The sequence below is a fragment of the Acrocarpospora catenulata genome, from assembly GCF_018476525.1.
Lineage (GTDB): Bacteria > Actinomycetota > Actinomycetes > Streptosporangiales > Streptosporangiaceae > Acrocarpospora > Acrocarpospora catenulata.
This window is the reverse complement of record NZ_JAHCST010000084.1, coordinates 1-17,023: the sequence shown is the minus strand read 5'-3', so window position 1 is coordinate 17,023 and position 17,023 is coordinate 1. Positions and strand designations below refer to the sequence as shown.

Here is a 17,023-nt window from a genome sequence, read left to right as displayed (position 1 = left end):
GATGCCGGTCATCACCGTGCGGGAATTGACCCGCCACTACCGGGTGCGGGTCTCATCCGAACAACGCGGTCTGCGGCGGCTGTTACGGTCGCCGATGACGACCGTGCCGGCCGTGGCGGGGGTCTCCTTCTCGCTCGAAGCCGGTGAGATCGTCGGCTTCGTGGGTCCGAACGGAGCGGGCAAGACCACCGTGCTGAAATGCCTGTCCGGGGTGCTGCATCCCACTTCCGGGACGGTTGAGGTGCTCGGGCACACGCCGCACCACCGCCACCGCGACCTGCTCCGGCGGATCACCCTGGTCATGGGCCAGCGCAACCAGCTGCTCTGGGACCTGCCGACCTGGGACAGCTTCCTGGCCAACCAGGCCATCTACGGCCTCGGCAAGGCGGAGTTCCAGGCCGCGGTCGAGGAGCTGACCGAGCTGCTGGCCCTCGGTCCGGTGCTGCGCAAGCCCGTACGCCAGCTCAGCCTGGGCGAGCGCGCCCGCTGCGAACTGGCCGCCGCCATGCTGCACCGCCCGGCCGTGCTCTTCCTGGACGAGCCCACCCTGGGCCTGGACTTCGACGCCCAGGACGCGGTCCGCTCCTTCGTCCGGGACTACGTGGCACGGCACGGCGCGACGGTGCTGCTCACCAGCCACTACCTGGACGACATCACCACGCTCGCGTCCCGGGTGATGATCATCGGCAGCGGCCGGATCGCCTACGACGGCACGCTGACCGAACTGGTCGGCGTCGAGGACGAGGAACGCGTGCTGACCGTCCAGCTCGCCACCGCCGAGCCGGTGGTGATCCCCGGCGTGGACGCGCTGCGCCAGGACGGTACGACCATCGTGATCCGGGCGCCGCGCGACGAGGCGAGCGCGCTGGCCGCGCACATCCTCAACCACTACCCGGTCAGGGACATCGCCATCGCCGGCCCGCCACTGGAGGACGTGCTCCGCAAGAAGATCACAAAGGCGGCGCGTTCCTGATGTGGCAGACCTATCGCGGGCTGCTGGTGGTCTCCTGGCGGGAGGCCATGGCCTTCCGCGCCGGGCTGGTCGTCTACCTGCTCAGCACCGTGTTCCCGTTCGTCATGCTGGGCGTGTGGCTCACCGTCTCCCGGCAGACCAGCCCGGCCGGTCTCGACGCCGAGTACTTCGTCGCGTACTACGTGGTCACCGCGGTCGTCAACCAGCTCACCACCGTCTGGGTGGCCTACATCTGGGACCGTGAGATCCGGCTGGGCGGCCTGAACGCGCGGCTGCTGCGCCCGCGTGACCCCGTCCATCACCTGCTCTGCCAGGAGTTGTGCCGCCGGGCCCTGGCCGGGTCCGTCGGGGTGGCCGCGCTCGTCGTGCTCCTGGTCGTGGTGCCGGGCTTCCGGCGGCCGGGCTCGGTGGCCGAGGCGGCGCTGGCCGTGCTGGCGGTGCTGGCCGCCTTCGCGCTGAAATTCCTGATGGCCTCCGCCATCAGCATGCTCGCCTTCTGGCTCACCCAGGTGGGCCGGATCTACATGCTCTGGTGGGGAGTGGGCTTCTTCCTCAGCGGCTGGATCGCACCGCTGGCCACGCTTCCCGAAGGGCTCAGATCGGTCGCCGAACTGTCCCCGTTCGCGGCCACGCTGGCCACCCCCGTACACGCCCTCATCGGCGAGCTTCCGGCGGCCGAGGCCCTGCGCCTGCTCGGCGTCGCCGCCGTCTGGATCCTGATCTTCCTGGTGCTCTACCGCGTACTGTGGCGGGCCGGCCTGCGCCGCTACGACGCCGTGGGGTCGTGACATGCGAAACCTCCGCCGCACCCGCGACTACCTGCGCATGCTCCGCGTGTTCCACCGCGACTCGGTACGAGCCGAGATCGCCTACCGGGCCGACTTCCTGGCCGGACTGGTCATGACCCTCTACTGGCTCGCCTGGGCCATCCTCGGAGTCGCACTGTTCTACCGTTTTACGGACACCATCCTGGACTGGACGTTCCCCGAGGCGCTCACCGTACTGGGCATGTTCTTCCTGATGAACGGCCTACGACAGTTCCTGGTCTCACCGAACCTACGCCAGATGGCCGAGCACATCAGACTGGGCACCCTCGACTACCTACTCCTCAAACCGGCCAGCCCCCAGTTCCTGGTCAGCCTCCGCCGCTTCAACCCGGTCCTGTGGCCAGACCTCGTGCTCGGCCTGGCAACGGCCGTGACGGGCGCGATCCTGTACAACGGCCCGCCAGGCGTGGCCTTGCTGCTGCTCTTCGCAGTCACGCTCATCGCGGCAGTACTGATCGTGTACGCCCTGGGCCTGACCCTGCTCTCCCTGCTCGTCTGGACCGTACAGGCCGACGGCCTCGACGACCTCATCACCGCCGTCTTCGAGGTGGGCCGCTTCCCGGTTGACTTCTACGGCGGTTTCGTGGCCCGGCTCTTCACTTTCGTCCTGCCGGTCGCGCTACTGACCACCCTGCCCGCCCTGGCCCTCCTGAGCCGCCTGTCGCTGGCGGGAGCGGGCATCGCCATGGCCGTCGCGGTGATCGGCTTGGTGCTCTCGTCCCTGCTATGGCGCATCGCCCTGCGCTCGTACGCGGGGGCCAGCGCGTGAGCTAGATGTCGGTAGGTGTGGCGGTTTGGTTGCTATTTCCCGTGATCGGCTGCCGAGGAGGGGTCGGATAGCCAGCATGGAGACATGGCGGCGCCGAAGCCCAGCAGTCCAGACGGGCATGGGACCAGTGGGCAGGGTGACGGCAGTCCACCGGCGGGCAGCCAGATGGTCACCAACACCACCGTGTACGGCAACCTCGTGCAGATCCAGACCGCCGCAAACGTGACCATCGGCACCGCTGAGCCGCCACCAGTGCGGGAGCAGATCGTCGAGGGAGACATCCCGCAGCAGCCCCGGGCGTTCCAGCTGCGCGAGGACCTGCTGGAACGGTTGCACGAGCGGATCAGCCGCACGGGCGCGGCGGTGGTGGACGCGGTCACCGGAACCCCCGGGGTAGGCAAGACGATGCTGGCCGCCTCCTACGCCTGGACCTGCCAGCAAGCCGGATGGCCGCTGGTGGCCTGGATCACCGCCCAAACCGAAGACCAGATCGTGACCGGACTGGCCGCGCTCGCCCGCCGCCTGAACCTGCCCGATCCCGACGAGGATGCCCGTACCTCCGCCACCAAAGCCCGCGCCTGGCTGGCCGCCTCAGCCCAACCGGGCCTGCTGGTGTTCGACAACGCCACCGACCTCGACACAGTCCGCCCCTGGTGCCCGGCCACCGGCGCCACCCGAATCGTGATCACCACCCGCAACCGCGCCTTCCACACCCTGTTCCACCCGGTCGAGGTCAGCGTGTTCACCCCCGACCAGGCCATCACCTTCCTGCACCAGCGCACCGGCCGCACCGACCCAGGCGCCGAGAATGTAGCTGAGGAACTGGGCTATCTACCGCTGGCACTGGGCCAGGCAGCCGCACTGATCGCCCGCCGCCACCTCTCCTACCCCGCCTACCTGACCCTGCTACGCGACTTCCCCCTGCACGAGCACTTACCGGAGTCGGGCGACGGCTACCCGGCCGGGACCGCCGAGGCGATCCTGCTGTCGCTCACCCAGGCCGAAGACACCATCCCCGGCGCGGGCCAGTTGCTGGAACTGCTGGCGGTCCTGTCCCCTGCCGGCGTCCCCCGACCGATCCTGTACGGCACGATGACCCCCGACCCGGCCCAGACCTCAGACCTGGACCGGCTCCTGGCCGACCTGGCCGACACCTCCCTGATCACCTTCAGCGAGGACGGCACCACCATCGGGATACACCGCCTCATCCAGCGGGTCCTACGCGAACGCGCTCGCCATACCCCCCAGCCCGATACCGAGACCAGCGATCAGCACGACAACCGACTGCCCGACATCGTCGCCGACGCCATCGCCCTGCTAGCCCGCTTCAACTATGAGATCCCCCACGGGGCCGCCACCTGGGCTGCCCGTCCTGCGGTGGAAATGTTGCTTGAACAGACCACCGCACTGCACACCCTCACCACCACCGAACTCGACGAACCGTCCGCCTACCTGCTTGGACTACGGACCTGGTGCGCCCATTACCTGACCAATCTGGCTGACCTGCCGCGCGCCATCCCCCTGTATGAGCAGATTCTGGGCGAGCGGGAGCGGCTGCTGGGTGGTGATCACCCGGACACCCTGAGTTCCCGTAACAGCCTGGCCTACGCCTATTGGGAGGCGGGGGATCTGGGCCGGGCCATCCCCCTGTATGAGCAGACTCTGGCCGAGCGGGAGCGGCTGCTGGGTGGCGATCACCCGGACACCTTGGGTTCCCGTAACAACCTGGCCTACGCTTATCGGACGGCGGGGGATCTGGGCCGGGCCATTTCCTTGTTCGAGCAGACTCTGGCCGAGATGGAGCGGGTGCTGGGCGATGACCACCCCTCCACCCTGACCTCCCGTAACAACCTGGCTTCCGCCTACCGGGCGGCGGGGGATCTGGGCCGGGCCATTTCCTTGTTCGAGCAGACTCTGGCCGAGATGGAGCGGGTGCTGGGCGATGACCACCCCTCCACCCTGACCTCCCGTAACAACCTGGCTTCCGCCTACCGGGCGGCGGGGGATCTGGGCCGGGCCATTTCCTTGTTCGAGCAGACTCTGGCCGAGATGGAGCGGGTGCTGGGCGATGACCACCCCTCCACCCTGACCTCCCGTAACAACCTGGCTTCCGCCTACGAGGCGGCGGGGGATCTGGGCCGGGCCATTTCCTTGTTCGAGCAGACTCTGGCCGAGATGGAGCGGGTGCTGGGCGATGACCACCCCTCCACCCTGACCTCCCGCAATAACCTCGCCCACGCTTACCGGACGACGGGGGATCTGGGCCGGGCCATTTCCCTGTTCGAGCAGACTCTGGCCGAGCAGGAGCGGGTGCTGGGTGGCGATCACCCGGACACCCTGACCTCCCGTTACAACCTGGCCTGCGCCTACCGGGCGGCGGGGGATCTGGGCCGGGCCATCCCCTTGTATGTGCAGACTCTGGCCAACTGTGAGCGGGTGCTAGGCGGCGATCACCCGATAACCAAGACCGTCCGAAAGAGCCTGTCCACACTTGGAAAGCCTTCGCGCTGATCGTCAGGTGTCTGCGCTGACCTCGGTGGACGGCTTGATCATGCGGGCGACGGCCAGCCAGCCGGCCGCGCCGGCGGCGATGAAGCCCGCCACCCACCACAGCAGGGCCGTGTTGCTCACGCCGAGGAGTTTCAGGGCGGAGGCGAACAGGACGACGGCGAGGATGGGGCGGATGACGTGGCCGGGGGCCCAGGAGGAGATTCGGGCGCCCAGGTAGACGCCGGGGATGGAGCCGAGGAGGAGGGAGGCGGTCAGGTCCAGTTGGAAGTCGCCGAAGAGGAGGTGGCCGAAGGCGGCGGACATGACCAGGGGGACGGCTTGGAGCAGGTCGGTGCCTACCAGTTGGTTGGCGCTGATCATCGGGTAGACGACCAGGAGCATCACGATGATGAGGGAGCCTGAGCCTACTGAGGTCATGCCGACGATTACGCCGCCGACCATACCGATCAGTACGGTCGGGATTGGGCGCAAGTGAATAGATTCGTCGACCTTTGTGGACCGCCTCCCGAGTAGGGCCTTGCCCACCAGTCCGGCCACGGCCAGCAGGAGGGCGATTCCGAGGGCGTACTTGACGACCTCCTGGACGTCGCCGAGGGCTCGCATGATCAGGACTCCGGCGAAGGCGGCCGGGACGGAGCCGACGCAGAGCCAGCCCACGAGCGGTAGGTGCACCGTGCCCCGGCGCAGGTGGACCAGGCCGCCGACCGGTTTCATCACGGCTGAGGCGACCAGGTCGCTGGAGACGGCGGCCAGTGGGGGCACGTTGAAGAACAGCATCATCATCGGTGTCATCAGGGCGCCACCGCCCATGCCGGTCAACCCGACGATGATCGCGACGAAGAAGGAGCCGGCCACCAGGGCCGGGTCGAGCACGCTCATCGCACCCAGCCCCCGGTGACCAGGTGGTTGAGCACGGTGGCGACCGCGCGGTCCACGGACATGCCGGTGGTGTCCAGTTCGAGGTCCGCGTCGTCGGGTTCCTCGTAGGGTGCTGAGATCCCGGTGAACTCGGGGATGAGGCCGGCCCGCGCTTTGGCGTACAGCCCCTTGCGGTCGCGGCGCTCGCACTCTTCGAGCGGGGTGGAGACGTGCACGAGCAGGAAGTCGGCCCCGACCGACTCCACCATCTCGCGGACCTCGAACCGGGTGTCGGCGTAGGGGGCGATCGGCGCGCAGATGGCCAGCCCACCGTGCCGGGCCACCTCGGCGGCCACGTAGCCGATGCGCCGGATGTTGAGGTCCCGGTCCTCCCGGGAGAAGGTCAGGCCCTTGGAGAGCAGCCGGCGGACCACGTCCCCGTCCAGGTAGGTGACCGTGCGCCCGCCGCGTTCCAGCAGCGCGTCCCGTAGCCCTCGGGCCACCGTGGACTTGCCGGAGCCGGACAGGCCGGTGAAGAAGACGACCAGGCCGCGGCGGTGCGGGGGCCCGGGGATGCTGATCGGGGCCGGGCCCGCGTAGTGCTCGGTGGCGCCGTAGGCGGTGGCCACGTGCTCGCGCAGTTCCAGGTCGATCTCGGGATCCTCGCGGGGGGCCAGCGGCACGGCCACCACGGTCGACCCGGGCAGCTCGGCGGAGGCTTTCAGCGCGGCGCGGACCACGGCGGGCCCGGACTCGCCGTACACGAGGGGGAGTAGCAGCACGGTGGCGTCGAGCTCCTCGGCGGTGGCGGCCACCTCGGCCAGGGCGGTCGAGTCGAGGGGACCGCGAAGGGTGACGCCGAGCACCTCCTCGGGCAGGTCCTTGCGCACCTCGGCAGGCGTACGGCGCAACCGGGCGAACGGCCCGTAAACAGGGGCGCCCACCGGCTCCACCAGACCGGACGCGTGGTGCCCGTCCCGCTCGGCCACGGTCAAGACGGCCAGCGCCGCGCCCTCCGGGTCGGTCAGGGTCACCCGCGACCCCACCCCGGCTTCCTCCGGCAGCGCGATCGTGATCGGATCGGGCCACGGCGTACCGTCCGCCAACTGCCCCCGCGCCAGCACCGCGGCCACGTCGGCCGCCCCGAGAAACCCGGTCAGCGGGCTGAACGCGCCGGACAGCAGCAGTTCCAGGTCGGCGAGTTCACGGGCGTCGGGGGTCCACTCGATCTCGGGGGCATCACTCATAGGTATTTCCTAGGCATAGCGGCGGCAGTCCAGGGACGTCTAGAAGGCTGACATTAGCTGGACGAGGAGGCGGCGTGGATGCTGAGGGCGAACGGAGGTTCCGCGACTTCGTGGCGGCGCGGGGGCCCGCCCTGATGGCGCTGGGCTACCTCCTCACCGGAGGCGACCAGCACACGGCGGAAGACCTGGTCCAGATCTGCCTGGCCAAAGTCGCGACCCGGTGGGCCCGGATCGACGATCCGGAGGCGTACGTCAGGAAGGCCATGTACCACCAGCAGATCAGCGCCTGGCGGCTGGCTTGGCGGCGCAGGGAGACGGCGATGGCCGTGCCGCCGGACCGGCCGATGGCGGACCCGAGCGGCGCGGTGGACCTGCGGCTGGCCCTGCGGCAGGCGCTGACCAGGCTGACCGCGCGGCAGCGGGCGATCCTGGTGCTGCGCTACTACGAGGACCTGCCGGAGGACGAGGTGGCCCGCATCATGGGCTGCTCCGTCGGCACGGTACGGAGCACCGCCCACCGGTCGCTGGCCCGGCTGCGTGCCCTGGCCACCGAACTCAGGCTCGCGGAGGTGACCCCATGAACGAGGAGACCCTGCTCAAGGAGACCCTCCGGGGCTGGTCGGAACAGGCCCGCGTACCGGACGACCTGGCCGAGCGGGCACTGGCCCGGCGGCGGCGTCGTTTCCGTCCGCTGCTGACCGCGGTGGCCGCGGCGGCGGCGCTGGTCACGGCGATCGTCGTGCCGGGCGTGATCCGGCCCGTCGCGGGGCCCGCCGGGCTGGACACCGTCGCGAGCCCGGCCCCGACCGACATCAGGACCGACACCCGGACCGACCCCCCGGCGCGCCTGATCGCCGCCAAGCGGGTCGCCCTCTCGGCCTACTACCTGGAGGTTCCCGGGCGGCCCGGGCGGAGGTGGCACGTGTACAACCCGGTATCGGGCCGTTACGAGCGGACGGACTGGGCCTGGGTGGACGTCGCCCCCGGCCTGCGGACGGCGGCCGTGCTGGAGCGGGGGCTACCCGTCAGGAGGGTCGGCCTCGTCGACCTGGCCACTTCGAACAAGGTGAGCCGGTGGATCGAGCTGCCGGAACCGGCCGGGGCCGTCGTCTGGTCGCCGGACGGCGCCCGCCTGCTGGTCACCACCTATTCCCGCGATCCTGACGCGCGGCTCCCCGTGGACGCCGGCAGGACCGGATACGCCTTCGTGGACGTGGCCACCGGAGAGGTCGACTTCCACCCGCTCACGGCGGGCGACCACGACTCCGCCGAGGGCATGACCAGCCGCCGTGACTTCGGCTGGAGCGACGACGGCGCGCTCATCTGGGAACCGCAGATCACCCGCCCGGGGCGGGTCTTCTACGACCAGGAGGGCAACCGGCAGCCCACGCCGCCCGGCTGGGTGAACACCGTCCAGGCGGCGGGCGTCTCACCGGACGGAAGGCTGATCGCCAACGGCACCGCCCCGGACGAGCCGCACGGCGACGCGTTCCTGACCGATCTGCGGACCGGACGGGTGGTCAGCCGGCTGCCGGCGCTGGAGTTGCTCGCCTGGGCGGACGACGACCATCTGGTCGTCAGCACCTGCCAGAAGTCCTGCAAGCTCGGCGGCGACCTCGCCTACTACCTGATGAGCGTGGACGGCGGGGAGAAGGTCCGGCTGTCGGCCGACCGCCAGGTCACCTCCCAGGGGGAGATCTGGTACCCGCTGTTCACGCTCAGATGAGGCGCACGCTCAGAGCAGCCGGGTGAAATGGTGCTGGGGTTTCCGGATGACCAGGGTGATCTCGTCGTGGGCGGCCGTGCGGCGCCCCCGGGACAGCCGCCCGATCATCCGGCAGACCCCGGACACCAGGCCGCCGCGTGGCCCCAGCCGGGCCGGGCCGCTGGTCATCGCGTGCTCCTCGGCGACCATCAGGCCGCGCATCATGCAGTAGGCGTGCATTCCCTCCCGGGAGGTCACCGCCTCGTAGACCGCCGGGAGGGGCCCGACCGCGCCCTCCGGGGCGAAGGACCGCCAGACGAGCCGCCGTACCCAACCGGGGACGAGCCGCGCGCACAGGCCGTACGCCGAATCCCGGTCCCGTATCCGGATGAGCAGCAGGCCGCCCGGCCGCAGCCCGTTCACGATCCGGTCCAGCACCAGCTCCGCGTGCGGAATGCGCTCAAGCAGGAACTCCACGCACGCCACGTCGTACGACCGGGGCAGCATCGGCACCGACCGCAGGTCCCCCAGTGCCCAGGAGTCCAGATCGGACCGCTCCTCCGTGGCCGCCCGCAACACCGGCCGGTCCTCGTCCACCCCCGTCACCCGGGCGGTGACCCGGTCCAGCTCCAGAGGGGTGCCGCGGCCGCAGCCGGCGACCAGGATGTCGAGCTGGCGCCCCAGCTGCTCGTTCCACTGCTCGCGGATCCGCTGGCTGAACGCCTCGCCCGCGGCCGTCATTCGCACCTCAGACATGTCACGAAGAGTAGTCAATCGATTACTCATTCATCGGGGTTTCCGCCCCGACTCGCACAGTGCCGGGCCCGGGGGAAGTAGCCTGGTGTCAATACCCCCGGTCCCAGAGTGGTTCCGGGATGTTCGTGCTGCCATCGACACGGCCGGCGCGGCGGTGCACACATGTGGGGGCCAACAGGCGATGTCCGAAACCAGTACCCTCTCCGGCCTGCTCGATGTGGTCGTCTCCGACCCCGGGCTCACCGAGGCGCTGGAGAACAAGACGGTCGGCGTCGATCTGATCGCGCCGTCGGCCCTGCGCCCGTTCGCGGTGGCGGCGTTGGCCCGCTCCCGGCCGGTGCTCGCGATCACCGCCACCGGCCGCGAGGCCGAGGACCTGGCCGCCGCGCTCACCAGCCTGCTCCCGGAGAACCGGGTCGCGATCTTCCCCGCCTGGGAGACCCTGCCGCACGAGCGCCTCTCTCCGCGCAGCGACACGGTCGGCCAGCGCCTGGCCGTGCTCCGCCGCCTAGCCCACCCCGTCCAGGGCGACCTCTCGGCGGGCCCGCTCCAGGTCGTGGTGGCTCCCGTCCGCGCGGTGCTGCAGCCCATCGTGGCGGGCCTGGGCGACCTCCAGCCCGTACGGCTGCGCGCCGGGGACGACGCCGAGCTGGAGGACGTGGTCGCCGGTCTGGTGGAGAACGGCTACCACCGGGTCGACATGGTGGAGAAGCGCGGCGAGGTGGCGGTCCGCGGCGGCCTGCTCGACGTCTTCCCGCCCACCGAGGAGCACCCCCTCCGGCTGGAGTTCTGGGGTGACACCGTGGAGGAGATCCGCTGGTTCAGGGTGGCCGACCAGCGCTCCCTTGAGGTCGCCCAGGACGGCCTGTTCGCCGCCCCCTGCCGGGAACTGCTGCTCACCGCCGAGGTGCGGGAGCGGGCCCGCGAGCTGGCCGAGGCCCACCCGGCGCTGAAGGAGATCCTCGACCAGCTGGCCGAGGGCGTGCCCGTGGAGGGCATGGAGGCGTTCGCGCCCGTGCTGGCCGGGGGCATGGACCTGCTGCTCGACCACCTCAACATCGGCTCGGCCGTGCTGGTCTGCGACCCCGAGCGCATCCGGGGCCGCGCGGTGGAGCTGGTCCGCACCAGCCAGGAGTTCCTGGAGGCGTCCTGGATCACCGCCGCCGCCGGTGGCGAGGCCCCCATCGACCTGGACGCCGCCGCCTTCCGCACCCTGGAGGAGGTCCGCACGCACGCCGGGGAGCTCGGCCAGCCCTGGTGGAGCATCGCGCCCTTCGGCGACGGCCAGGAGCTGGCCGCCGCCGACGTCGAGGCGTACCGGGGGGACACCCAGCGGGCGCTGGCCGACATCAAGGGCTGGCTCGGCTCCGGCCGTTCGGTGGTGCTGCTCAGCGAGGGCCATGGCCCGGCCGAGCGCATGGTCGAGCTGCTCAAGGGCGTCGACGTGCCCGCCCGCCTGGTGCCCGCCCTCACCGGCCCGCCGGAGCGGAGCGTCGTCCACGTCACCACCGGCCGCCTGGAGCACGGCTTCGTCACCCCGTGGCTGGCCGTGCTCACCCACCTGGACCTGGTCGGCCAGAAGGCCAGCACCAAGGACATGCGCCGCCTGCCCAGCCGCCGCAGGAACATGGTCGACCCGCTCCAGCTCAAGATCGGCGACCACGTGGTGCACGAGCAGCACGGCGTCGGCCGCTACATCGAGATGGTCCAGCGCACCGTGCAGGGCGCCACCCGGGAGTACCTGGTCATCGAGTACGCCAAGGGCGACCGCCTCTACGTCCCCACCGACCAGCTGGATGAGGTCACCCGCTACGTCGGCGGCGAGTCGCCCACCCTCAACCGCATGGGCGGCGCCGACTGGGCCAAGGCCAAGACCCGCGCGAAAAAGGCGGTCAAGGAGATCGCCGGGGAACTCATCCGCCTCTACTCGGCCCGCATGGCCTCCCCGGGCCACCCGTTCGCCGCCGACTCCCCGTGGCAGCGCGAGATGGAGGACGCCTTCCCGTACGCGGAGACCGCCGACCAGCTGGAAGCCATCGACGAGGTCAAGCGGGACATGGAACGCGCGATCCCGATGGACCGGCTGATCTGCGGCGACGTCGGCTATGGCAAGACCGAGATCGCGGTCCGCGCCGCCTTCAAGGCGGTCCAGGACGGCAAGCAGGTGGCCGTGCTGGTGCCCACCACCCTGCTGGTCCAGCAGCACCTGTCCACCTTCGGGGAACGCTTCGCCAACTTCCCGGTCGTGGTCCGCCCGGTCTCCCGCTTTCAGACCGACGCCGAGGTCAAGGAGACCATGGAGGGCCTCAAGACCGGCGGCGTGGACGTGGTGATCGGCACCCACCGGCTCTTCTCGCCCGAGGTCAGGTTCAAGGACCTCGGGCTGATCATCGTGGACGAGGAGCAGCGCTTCGGGGTCGAGCACAAGGAGCAGATGAAGCACCTGCGCACCCAGGTGGACGTGCTGGCCATGTCGGCCACCCCCATCCCGCGCACCCTGGAGATGGGCCTGACCGGCATCCGGGAGATGTCCACCATCCTCACCCCGCCGGAGGAGCGCCACCCGATCCTCACCTTCGTCGGCCCGTACGACGAGAAGCAGATCGCGGCGGCCATCCGGCGCGAGCTGATGCGCGACGGCCAGGTGTTCTTCGTGCACAACCGGGTGCGCAGCATCGACAAGGTGGCCGCCCGGCTGCACGAGCTGGTCCCCGAGGCGCGCATCGCGGTCGCGCACGGCCAGATGAACGAGCAGCAGCTGGAACGCATCATGGTCGGCTTCTGGGAGCGCGACTTCGACGTGCTGGTCTCCACCACGATCGTGGAGTCGGGCCTGGACGTGCCCAACGCCAACACCCTCATCGTGGACCGGGCCGACAACTACGGCCTCAGCCAGCTCCACCAGCTCCGGGGCCGGGTCGGCCGGGGCCGCGAGCGCGGCTACGCCTACTTCCTCTACCCGCCGGAGAACCCGCTCACCGAGACCGCCCACGAGCGGCTGGCCACCATCGCCCAGCACACCGAGATGGGCGCCGGCATGTACGTGGCGATGAAGGACCTGGAGATCCGGGGCGCCGGCAACATCCTGGGCGCCGAGCAGTCCGGCCACATCCAGGGCGTCGGTTTCGACCTGTACGTGCGGATGATGGCGGAAGCTGTCCAGGAGCAGAAGCGCAAGCTCTCCGGGGAGACCGTCGTCGAGCAGCCGGACGTCAAGGTCGAGCTGCCCATCAACGCCCACATCCCGCACGACTACGTGACCAGCGAGCGGCTCCGGCTGGAGGCCTACAAGCGGATCGCCGCCATCTCCTCCGAGGAGGACATCACCGCCGTTCGCGACGAGCTCACCGACCGGTACGGCAGGCTCCCCACCGAGGTGGACAACCTGCTGGAGGTGGCCAGGTTCCGGATCAGGGCCAGGAAGGCCGGGCTGACCGATGTGCAACTGATGGGGACCAACATCAAGTTCGCCCCGGTCGTTCTGAAAGATTCGCAGACCGTACGGCTTCAGCGGCTCTATCCGAAGGCCCTGGTCAAGCAGGCCACCGAGACCCTGCTGGTGCCGGTGCCCAAGACCAGGCCGATCGGCGGGCAGCCGCTGCGCGACCTGGAACTGCTCAAGTGGTGCGGGGACCTGGTGGAGGCCATGTTCCTGGAGCCCATGCGCGTTTCGGGCACCAGTGGGTCCCGTTGATAGGGTGACGTAGTCCATCACCCCGGAGGATCGAATCGTGAAGCGTGTTCTACTGGCCGCGGCGGCCCTGGCCTGCGCGGCGGTGACCGCCTGCAGCCCGGTCCAGGTCGGCGCCGCCGCCACCATCGGCGACCAGCGCATCAGCACCCAGCAGCTGGACAACTACGTGCAGGAGTTCCAGTCCGCGCTGGAGGCCGCCAAGATGCCGGTCGACCAGACCCGGCTGCCCGGCACCGTGCCGCAGGCGGTGCTGCTCCAGCTCGTCAACGTGCGCCAGTTCATCAAGGTCGCGCAGAACAACGGGGTGTTCGTCAGCGAGGGTGAGATCGATGCCTTCATGGCCCAGCAGGGCGGCGACGCCGCCGTGAACTCGGCGCTGCTCGGCCGGGGTGTGCCGCCGACCATGGTGCGGGAGTGGCTGCGGGCCTCGATCGGCGCGCAGAAGATGATCGCCCAGCTGGGTGGCGGCACCGACGAGGCCGCCGCGACCGCCGGCCAGCAGAAGCTGGCCGTCGAGGCCGACAAGGTCAAGGTCGAGATCAACCCCCGCTACGGTGACTTCGATCCGAGCGTGGGCTGGGTGCAGGACACCAAGTTCGGCAAGATCGGCTCCACTGCCTCCACCGCCGCCTCCGACGAGGTCGCCGCGGCGCCGGCCGGCTGATGCCCCTGATCATCGTCACCACCTCGCCGCGGGTCGCGCCCGGTCTGCTGAGCGGGCGCGCCTGGGAGGTGCTGGCGAGCGGGCGGCTGCTTGCCGGGTCCGCCGACCACCCCCTACTCCCGTTCATTTCCCGAAATGTCGAGATTCGGGCGGATGCGCCGGGGATTGCCGCTGAGGCCGTGGGGGAGACGCTGGTCTGGCTGGCCTCTCCGTCCGGGGACGAGGACTTCATGCGAGCCGTCGGGCACGCCGCGCTGGCGCTTCCCGAGCCGCCCGAGATCGAGGTCGTGCCCGGGTCGTACGATCTGCCCGGCGCGCGGTTGCTGGACATGGTGGGCGTCATGGACCAGCTCCGGCGCAAATGCCCCTGGGACGGCAAGCAGACCCACGAGTCGCTGGTGCCGTACCTGCTGGAGGAGGCGTACGAGGTCCTGGAGACCATCGAGGCCGGCGACTACGCCGCCCTTCAGGAGGAACTGGGCGACCTGTTCTTCCAGGTGGTCTTCCACGCCAGGGTCGCCCAGGAGCGGGAGGACGGCTTCGACATCGACGACGTCGCCGAGGGCATCGTCGACAAGCTGGTCCGGCGCCACCCGCACGTCTTCGGGGACGTCACCGTCGCCGACGCCGACGAGGTCAACGCCAACTGGGAGGCGATCAAGAAGGCCGAGCGGGCCGCCAAGGGGTCCGGCTCCCCGCTGAGCGGGGTGCCGATGGGCCAGCCCGCGCTCTCCCTGGCCGCCCAGCTGCTCCGCCGGGCCGGCGCGCACGCCGACCTCCGGCCGTCCGGCTCCGATCTGGGCCTGCGCCTGTTCGACCTGGTCCGCGAGGCGCGCGCCCAGGGCCTTGACCCGGAGGCCGAACTGCGGGCGGTGGCGCGCTCGTTCCGGGACGCGGTGACACGTGTCTCGACAGATGGACAAGATGCGGTTACCGAGGAGTAGCCCTCGGTAGGCTCTTGTCGCAAAGTGTCTTCGATTCCTTCCATTCAAGGAGTGCTTCGTGGCTGCTATCGAGGCCGTACACGCACGCGAGATCCTCGATTCACGGGGTAACCCCACAGTCGAGGTGGAAGTCCTGCTGGAGGACGGCAGCCTGGGTCGCGCGGCGGTGCCGAGCGGCGCGTCCACCGGCCAGTTCGAGGCGGTCGAGCTGCGCGACGGCGGTTCCCGCTACAACGGCAAGAGCGTCGAGAAGGCCGTGCTCGCGGTCACCGACGAGATCCAGGACGAGATCCTCGGCATCGAGGCCGAGGAGCAGCGCATCATCGACCAGACGATGATCGACCTGGACGGCACGCCCAACAAGGCCCGCCTGGGCGCCAACGCCATCCTGGGCGTCTCCCTGGCCGTGGCCAAGGCGGCGGCCGAGTCCTCCGACCTGCGCCTGTTCCGGTACGTCGGGGGTCCCAACGCGCACGTGCTCCCGGTCCCGATGATGAACATCCTGAACGGCGGCGCGCACGCCGACACCAACGTGGACATCCAGGAGTTCATGATCGCGCCGATCGGCGCCGAGACCTTCTCGGACGCGCTCCGCATGGGCACCGAGACCTACCACGCGCTCAAGTCCGTCCTGAAGGAGAAGGGCTACGCCACCGGCCTGGGCGACGAGGGCGGCTTCGCCCCCAACCTGCCCAGCAACCGTGACGCGCTGGACCTCATCCTGGTCGCCATCGAGAAGGCCGGCTACCGCCCCGCCGAGGACATCGCCCTCGCGCTTGACGTGGCCGCCTCCGAGTTCCACTCCGGCGGCGTCTACACGATCGACGGTAAGGGCATCGGCTCCGACGAGCTGATCGCCTTCTACTCCGACCTGGTCGCCAACTACCCGCTGGTCTCCATCGAGGACCCGCTGAACGAGGAGGACTGGGCGGGCTGGCACGCCATGACCGAGGCCCTCGGCACCAAGGTCCAGCTGGTCGGGGACGACCTGTTCGTCACCAACCCCAAGCGCCTGGCCCGCGGCATCGCCGAGAACACCGCCAACGCCCTCCTCGTCAAGGTCAACCAGATCGGCACCCTGACCGAGACCCTGGACGCGGTGGACCTGGCCCACCGCAGCGGCTACCGCTGCATGATGAGCCACCGCTCCGGCGAGACCGAGGACGTCACCATCGCCGACCTGGCCGTCGCCACCAACTGCGGCCAGATCAAGACCGGCGCCCCCGCCCGCTCCGACCGGGTGGCCAAGTACAACCAGCTGCTCCGCATCGAGGAACTCCTCGACGACGCCGCCCGCTACGCGGGTCGCGCGGCTTTCCCCCGCTTCCAGGGCTAAGTTTTGCGGTACGGCTCGCGCCTTTATGGCGCGAGCCGTACCGGAACCGGCTGAGGGGGATTGATGGCGAAACGCCCGCAACTGACCGGCAGAGCGGCCATCCTGGCCGTCGTCGTCTGCGCGATCGCGATGAGCCTCGCCTACCCCGTACGCGAGTTCATCGCCCAACGCCGCCAGATCGCCCAACTGGAACAACAACAAGCCAAGGCCCTAGGCGACCTGCGCGCCCTCGAAGAGCAACGCAAGCGTCTCGAGGACCCCGACTACGTCAAACGCCAGGCCAAGGAGAAACTCCACTTCTGCGAGCCCGGCGCCAAGTGCTACGGCGTCCTCACCGCCCCCTCCCAGGGCAAGGCCCAAACCGGCCCCGAGGTCACGGGCAAGGCCCCTTGGTACGTCACCCTCTGGGAGTCCGTCGAGGCAGCCGACAATGGCGAAACCAAGAAGATCGCGGAGAGCGCCAAGTGAGCCTTGGCCCTGCCAACTCGTGGCCGGCGGCGGCCTTGCGGGCGTTGGTTTCCGATTTGCAGTTGTGGCGCGGTGGGCATTGATTGCGGCTTATAGGCGTTGGCGGTCGAGTGAGCGTCGAAAAGGCCCGCCCTGCGGAGCCGGGCCCGGCCGAAGGCCAGACAGAGCGGGTGGGAGAACCACGGCAACCAACTCCCATGCGCCCAGCGGTTGTCGCCGCCCCGGCGGCAGCCGGGCCCGGACCCGGAGGGTCACGAGGGTGGGTGGGTGG

At 70.0% G+C, this 17,023-nt stretch carries 14 protein-coding genes; 11 read left to right on the top strand and 3 right to left on the bottom strand.

The window, feature by feature from the left end; genetic code table 11:
• Position 1 precedes the first annotated feature (1 nt).
• From KIP79_RS42530 to KIP79_RS42515, 4 genes are all read left to right on the top strand, one after another.
• Positions 2 to 973, top strand: a complete 972-nt coding sequence (locus KIP79_RS42530; RefSeq protein ID WP_214110735.1) for an ABC transporter ATP-binding protein — start codon at positions 2 to 4, stop codon at positions 971 to 973.
• Positions 973 to 1,761, top strand: a complete 789-nt coding sequence (locus tag KIP79_RS42525; RefSeq protein ID WP_214110734.1) for an ABC transporter permease — start codon at positions 973 to 975, stop codon at positions 1,759 to 1,761. Before KIP79_RS42530 ends, KIP79_RS42525 begins: the two co-directional genes overlap by 1 nt.
• Position 1,762: 1 nt before the next feature.
• Positions 1,763 to 2,569 carry an ABC transporter permease gene (locus tag KIP79_RS42520; protein WP_214110733.1) on the top strand — a complete coding sequence of 269 codons (807 nt, stop codon included), beginning with the start codon at positions 1,763 to 1,765 and terminating at the stop codon, positions 2,567 to 2,569.
• A gap of 84 nt (positions 2,570 to 2,653) precedes the next feature.
• Positions 2,654 to 5,080: a tetratricopeptide repeat protein gene (locus KIP79_RS42515; protein ID WP_214110732.1), complete on the top strand. Its 2,427-nt coding sequence runs from the start codon at positions 2,654 to 2,656 to the stop codon at positions 5,078 to 5,080.
• A gap of 3 nt (positions 5,081 to 5,083) precedes the next feature.
• Here the strand turns inward: KIP79_RS42515 and KIP79_RS42510 are convergent, their stop codons facing one another.
• Both KIP79_RS42510 and cysC read right to left on the bottom strand, forming a co-directional pair.
• Positions 5,084 to 5,959, bottom strand: a complete 876-nt coding sequence (locus KIP79_RS42510) for a sulfite exporter TauE/SafE family protein (protein ID WP_214110731.1) — start codon at positions 5,957 to 5,959, stop codon at positions 5,084 to 5,086.
• Positions 5,956 to 7,185 carry an adenylyl-sulfate kinase gene (gene cysC, locus KIP79_RS42505; RefSeq protein WP_214110730.1) on the bottom strand — a complete coding sequence of 410 codons (1,230 nt, stop codon included), beginning with the start codon at positions 7,183 to 7,185 and terminating at the stop codon, positions 5,956 to 5,958. Before cysC ends, KIP79_RS42510 begins: the two co-directional genes overlap by 4 nt.
• A gap of 74 nt (positions 7,186 to 7,259) precedes the next feature.
• Here cysC and KIP79_RS42500 point away from each other — a divergent pair, with 74 nt between their 5' ends.
• Complete coding sequence (locus tag KIP79_RS42500; protein WP_214110729.1) at positions 7,260 to 7,766, top strand: SigE family RNA polymerase sigma factor; 507 nt, start codon at positions 7,260 to 7,262, stop codon at positions 7,764 to 7,766.
• A complete protein-coding gene (locus tag KIP79_RS42495) occupies positions 7,763 to 8,911 on the top strand; it encodes a WD40 repeat domain-containing protein (protein ID WP_214110728.1) in 1,149 nt (382 codons plus the stop codon). The genes KIP79_RS42500 and KIP79_RS42495 overlap by 4 nt, the downstream gene beginning before the upstream one ends.
• Positions 8,912 to 8,920: 9 nt before the next feature.
• Here the strand turns inward: KIP79_RS42495 and KIP79_RS42490 are convergent, their stop codons facing one another.
• Complete coding sequence (locus KIP79_RS42490) at positions 8,921 to 9,646, bottom strand: class I SAM-dependent methyltransferase (protein ID WP_214110727.1); 726 nt, start codon at positions 9,644 to 9,646, stop codon at positions 8,921 to 8,923.
• Positions 9,647 to 9,827: 181 nt separating this feature from the next.
• Between KIP79_RS42490 and mfd the strand changes: the two genes are divergently transcribed.
• The 5 genes from mfd to KIP79_RS42465 all read left to right on the top strand — a co-directional run bounded on the left by mfd (position 9,828) and on the right by KIP79_RS42465 (position 16,752).
• A complete protein-coding gene (mfd, locus tag KIP79_RS42485; RefSeq protein ID WP_214110726.1) occupies positions 9,828 to 13,340 on the top strand; it encodes a transcription-repair coupling factor in 3,513 nt (1,170 codons plus the stop codon).
• A 37-nt stretch (positions 13,341 to 13,377) separates the two neighbouring features.
• Entirely contained in the window at positions 13,378 to 14,004 is a 627-nt protein-coding gene (locus tag KIP79_RS42480; RefSeq protein ID WP_214110725.1) for a SurA N-terminal domain-containing protein, read from the top strand.
• Positions 14,004 to 14,948: a nucleoside triphosphate pyrophosphohydrolase gene (locus KIP79_RS42475; RefSeq protein WP_214110724.1), complete on the top strand. Its 945-nt coding sequence runs from the start codon at positions 14,004 to 14,006 to the stop codon at positions 14,946 to 14,948. The genes KIP79_RS42480 and KIP79_RS42475 overlap by 1 nt, the downstream gene beginning before the upstream one ends.
• A gap of 58 nt (positions 14,949 to 15,006) precedes the next feature.
• Positions 15,007 to 16,284: a phosphopyruvate hydratase gene (eno, locus tag KIP79_RS42470; RefSeq protein WP_214110723.1), complete on the top strand. Its 1,278-nt coding sequence runs from the start codon at positions 15,007 to 15,009 to the stop codon at positions 16,282 to 16,284.
• 63 nt (positions 16,285 to 16,347) lie between these two features.
• Positions 16,348 to 16,752, top strand: a complete 405-nt coding sequence (locus KIP79_RS42465) for an FtsB family cell division protein (protein ID WP_214110722.1) — start codon at positions 16,348 to 16,350, stop codon at positions 16,750 to 16,752.
• Positions 16,753 to 17,023 lie beyond the last annotated feature (271 nt).

What these genes read in the sequence shown, in the direction of transcription:
- KIP79_RS42530 (WP_214110735.1), top strand. Translation starts at nt 2, where the DNA reads ATGCCGGTCATCACCGTGCGGGAATTGACCCGCCACTACCGGGTGCGG.
- KIP79_RS42525 (WP_214110734.1), top strand. Translation starts at nt 973, where the DNA reads ATGTGGCAGACCTATCGCGGGCTGCTGGTGGTCTCCTGGCGGGAGGCC.
- KIP79_RS42520 (WP_214110733.1), top strand. Translation starts at nt 1,763, where the DNA reads ATGCGAAACCTCCGCCGCACCCGCGACTACCTGCGCATGCTCCGCGTG.
- KIP79_RS42515 (WP_214110732.1), top strand. Translation starts at nt 2,654, where the DNA reads ATGGCGGCGCCGAAGCCCAGCAGTCCAGACGGGCATGGGACCAGTGGG.
- KIP79_RS42510 (WP_214110731.1), bottom strand. Translation starts at nt 5,959, where the DNA reads ATGAGCGTGCTCGACCCGGCCCTGGTGGCCGGCTCCTTCTTCGTCGCG.
- cysC (WP_214110730.1), bottom strand. Translation starts at nt 7,185, where the DNA reads ATGAGTGATGCCCCCGAGATCGAGTGGACCCCCGACGCCCGTGAACTC.
- KIP79_RS42495 (WP_214110728.1), top strand. Translation starts at nt 7,763, where the DNA reads ATGAACGAGGAGACCCTGCTCAAGGAGACCCTCCGGGGCTGGTCGGAA.
- KIP79_RS42490 (WP_214110727.1), bottom strand. Translation starts at nt 9,646, where the DNA reads ATGTCTGAGGTGCGAATGACGGCCGCGGGCGAGGCGTTCAGCCAGCGG.
- mfd (WP_214110726.1), top strand. Translation starts at nt 9,828, where the DNA reads ATGTCCGAAACCAGTACCCTCTCCGGCCTGCTCGATGTGGTCGTCTCC.
- KIP79_RS42475 (WP_214110724.1), top strand. Translation starts at nt 14,004, where the DNA reads ATGCCCCTGATCATCGTCACCACCTCGCCGCGGGTCGCGCCCGGTCTG.
- KIP79_RS42465 (WP_214110722.1), top strand. Translation starts at nt 16,348, where the DNA reads ATGGCGAAACGCCCGCAACTGACCGGCAGAGCGGCCATCCTGGCCGTC.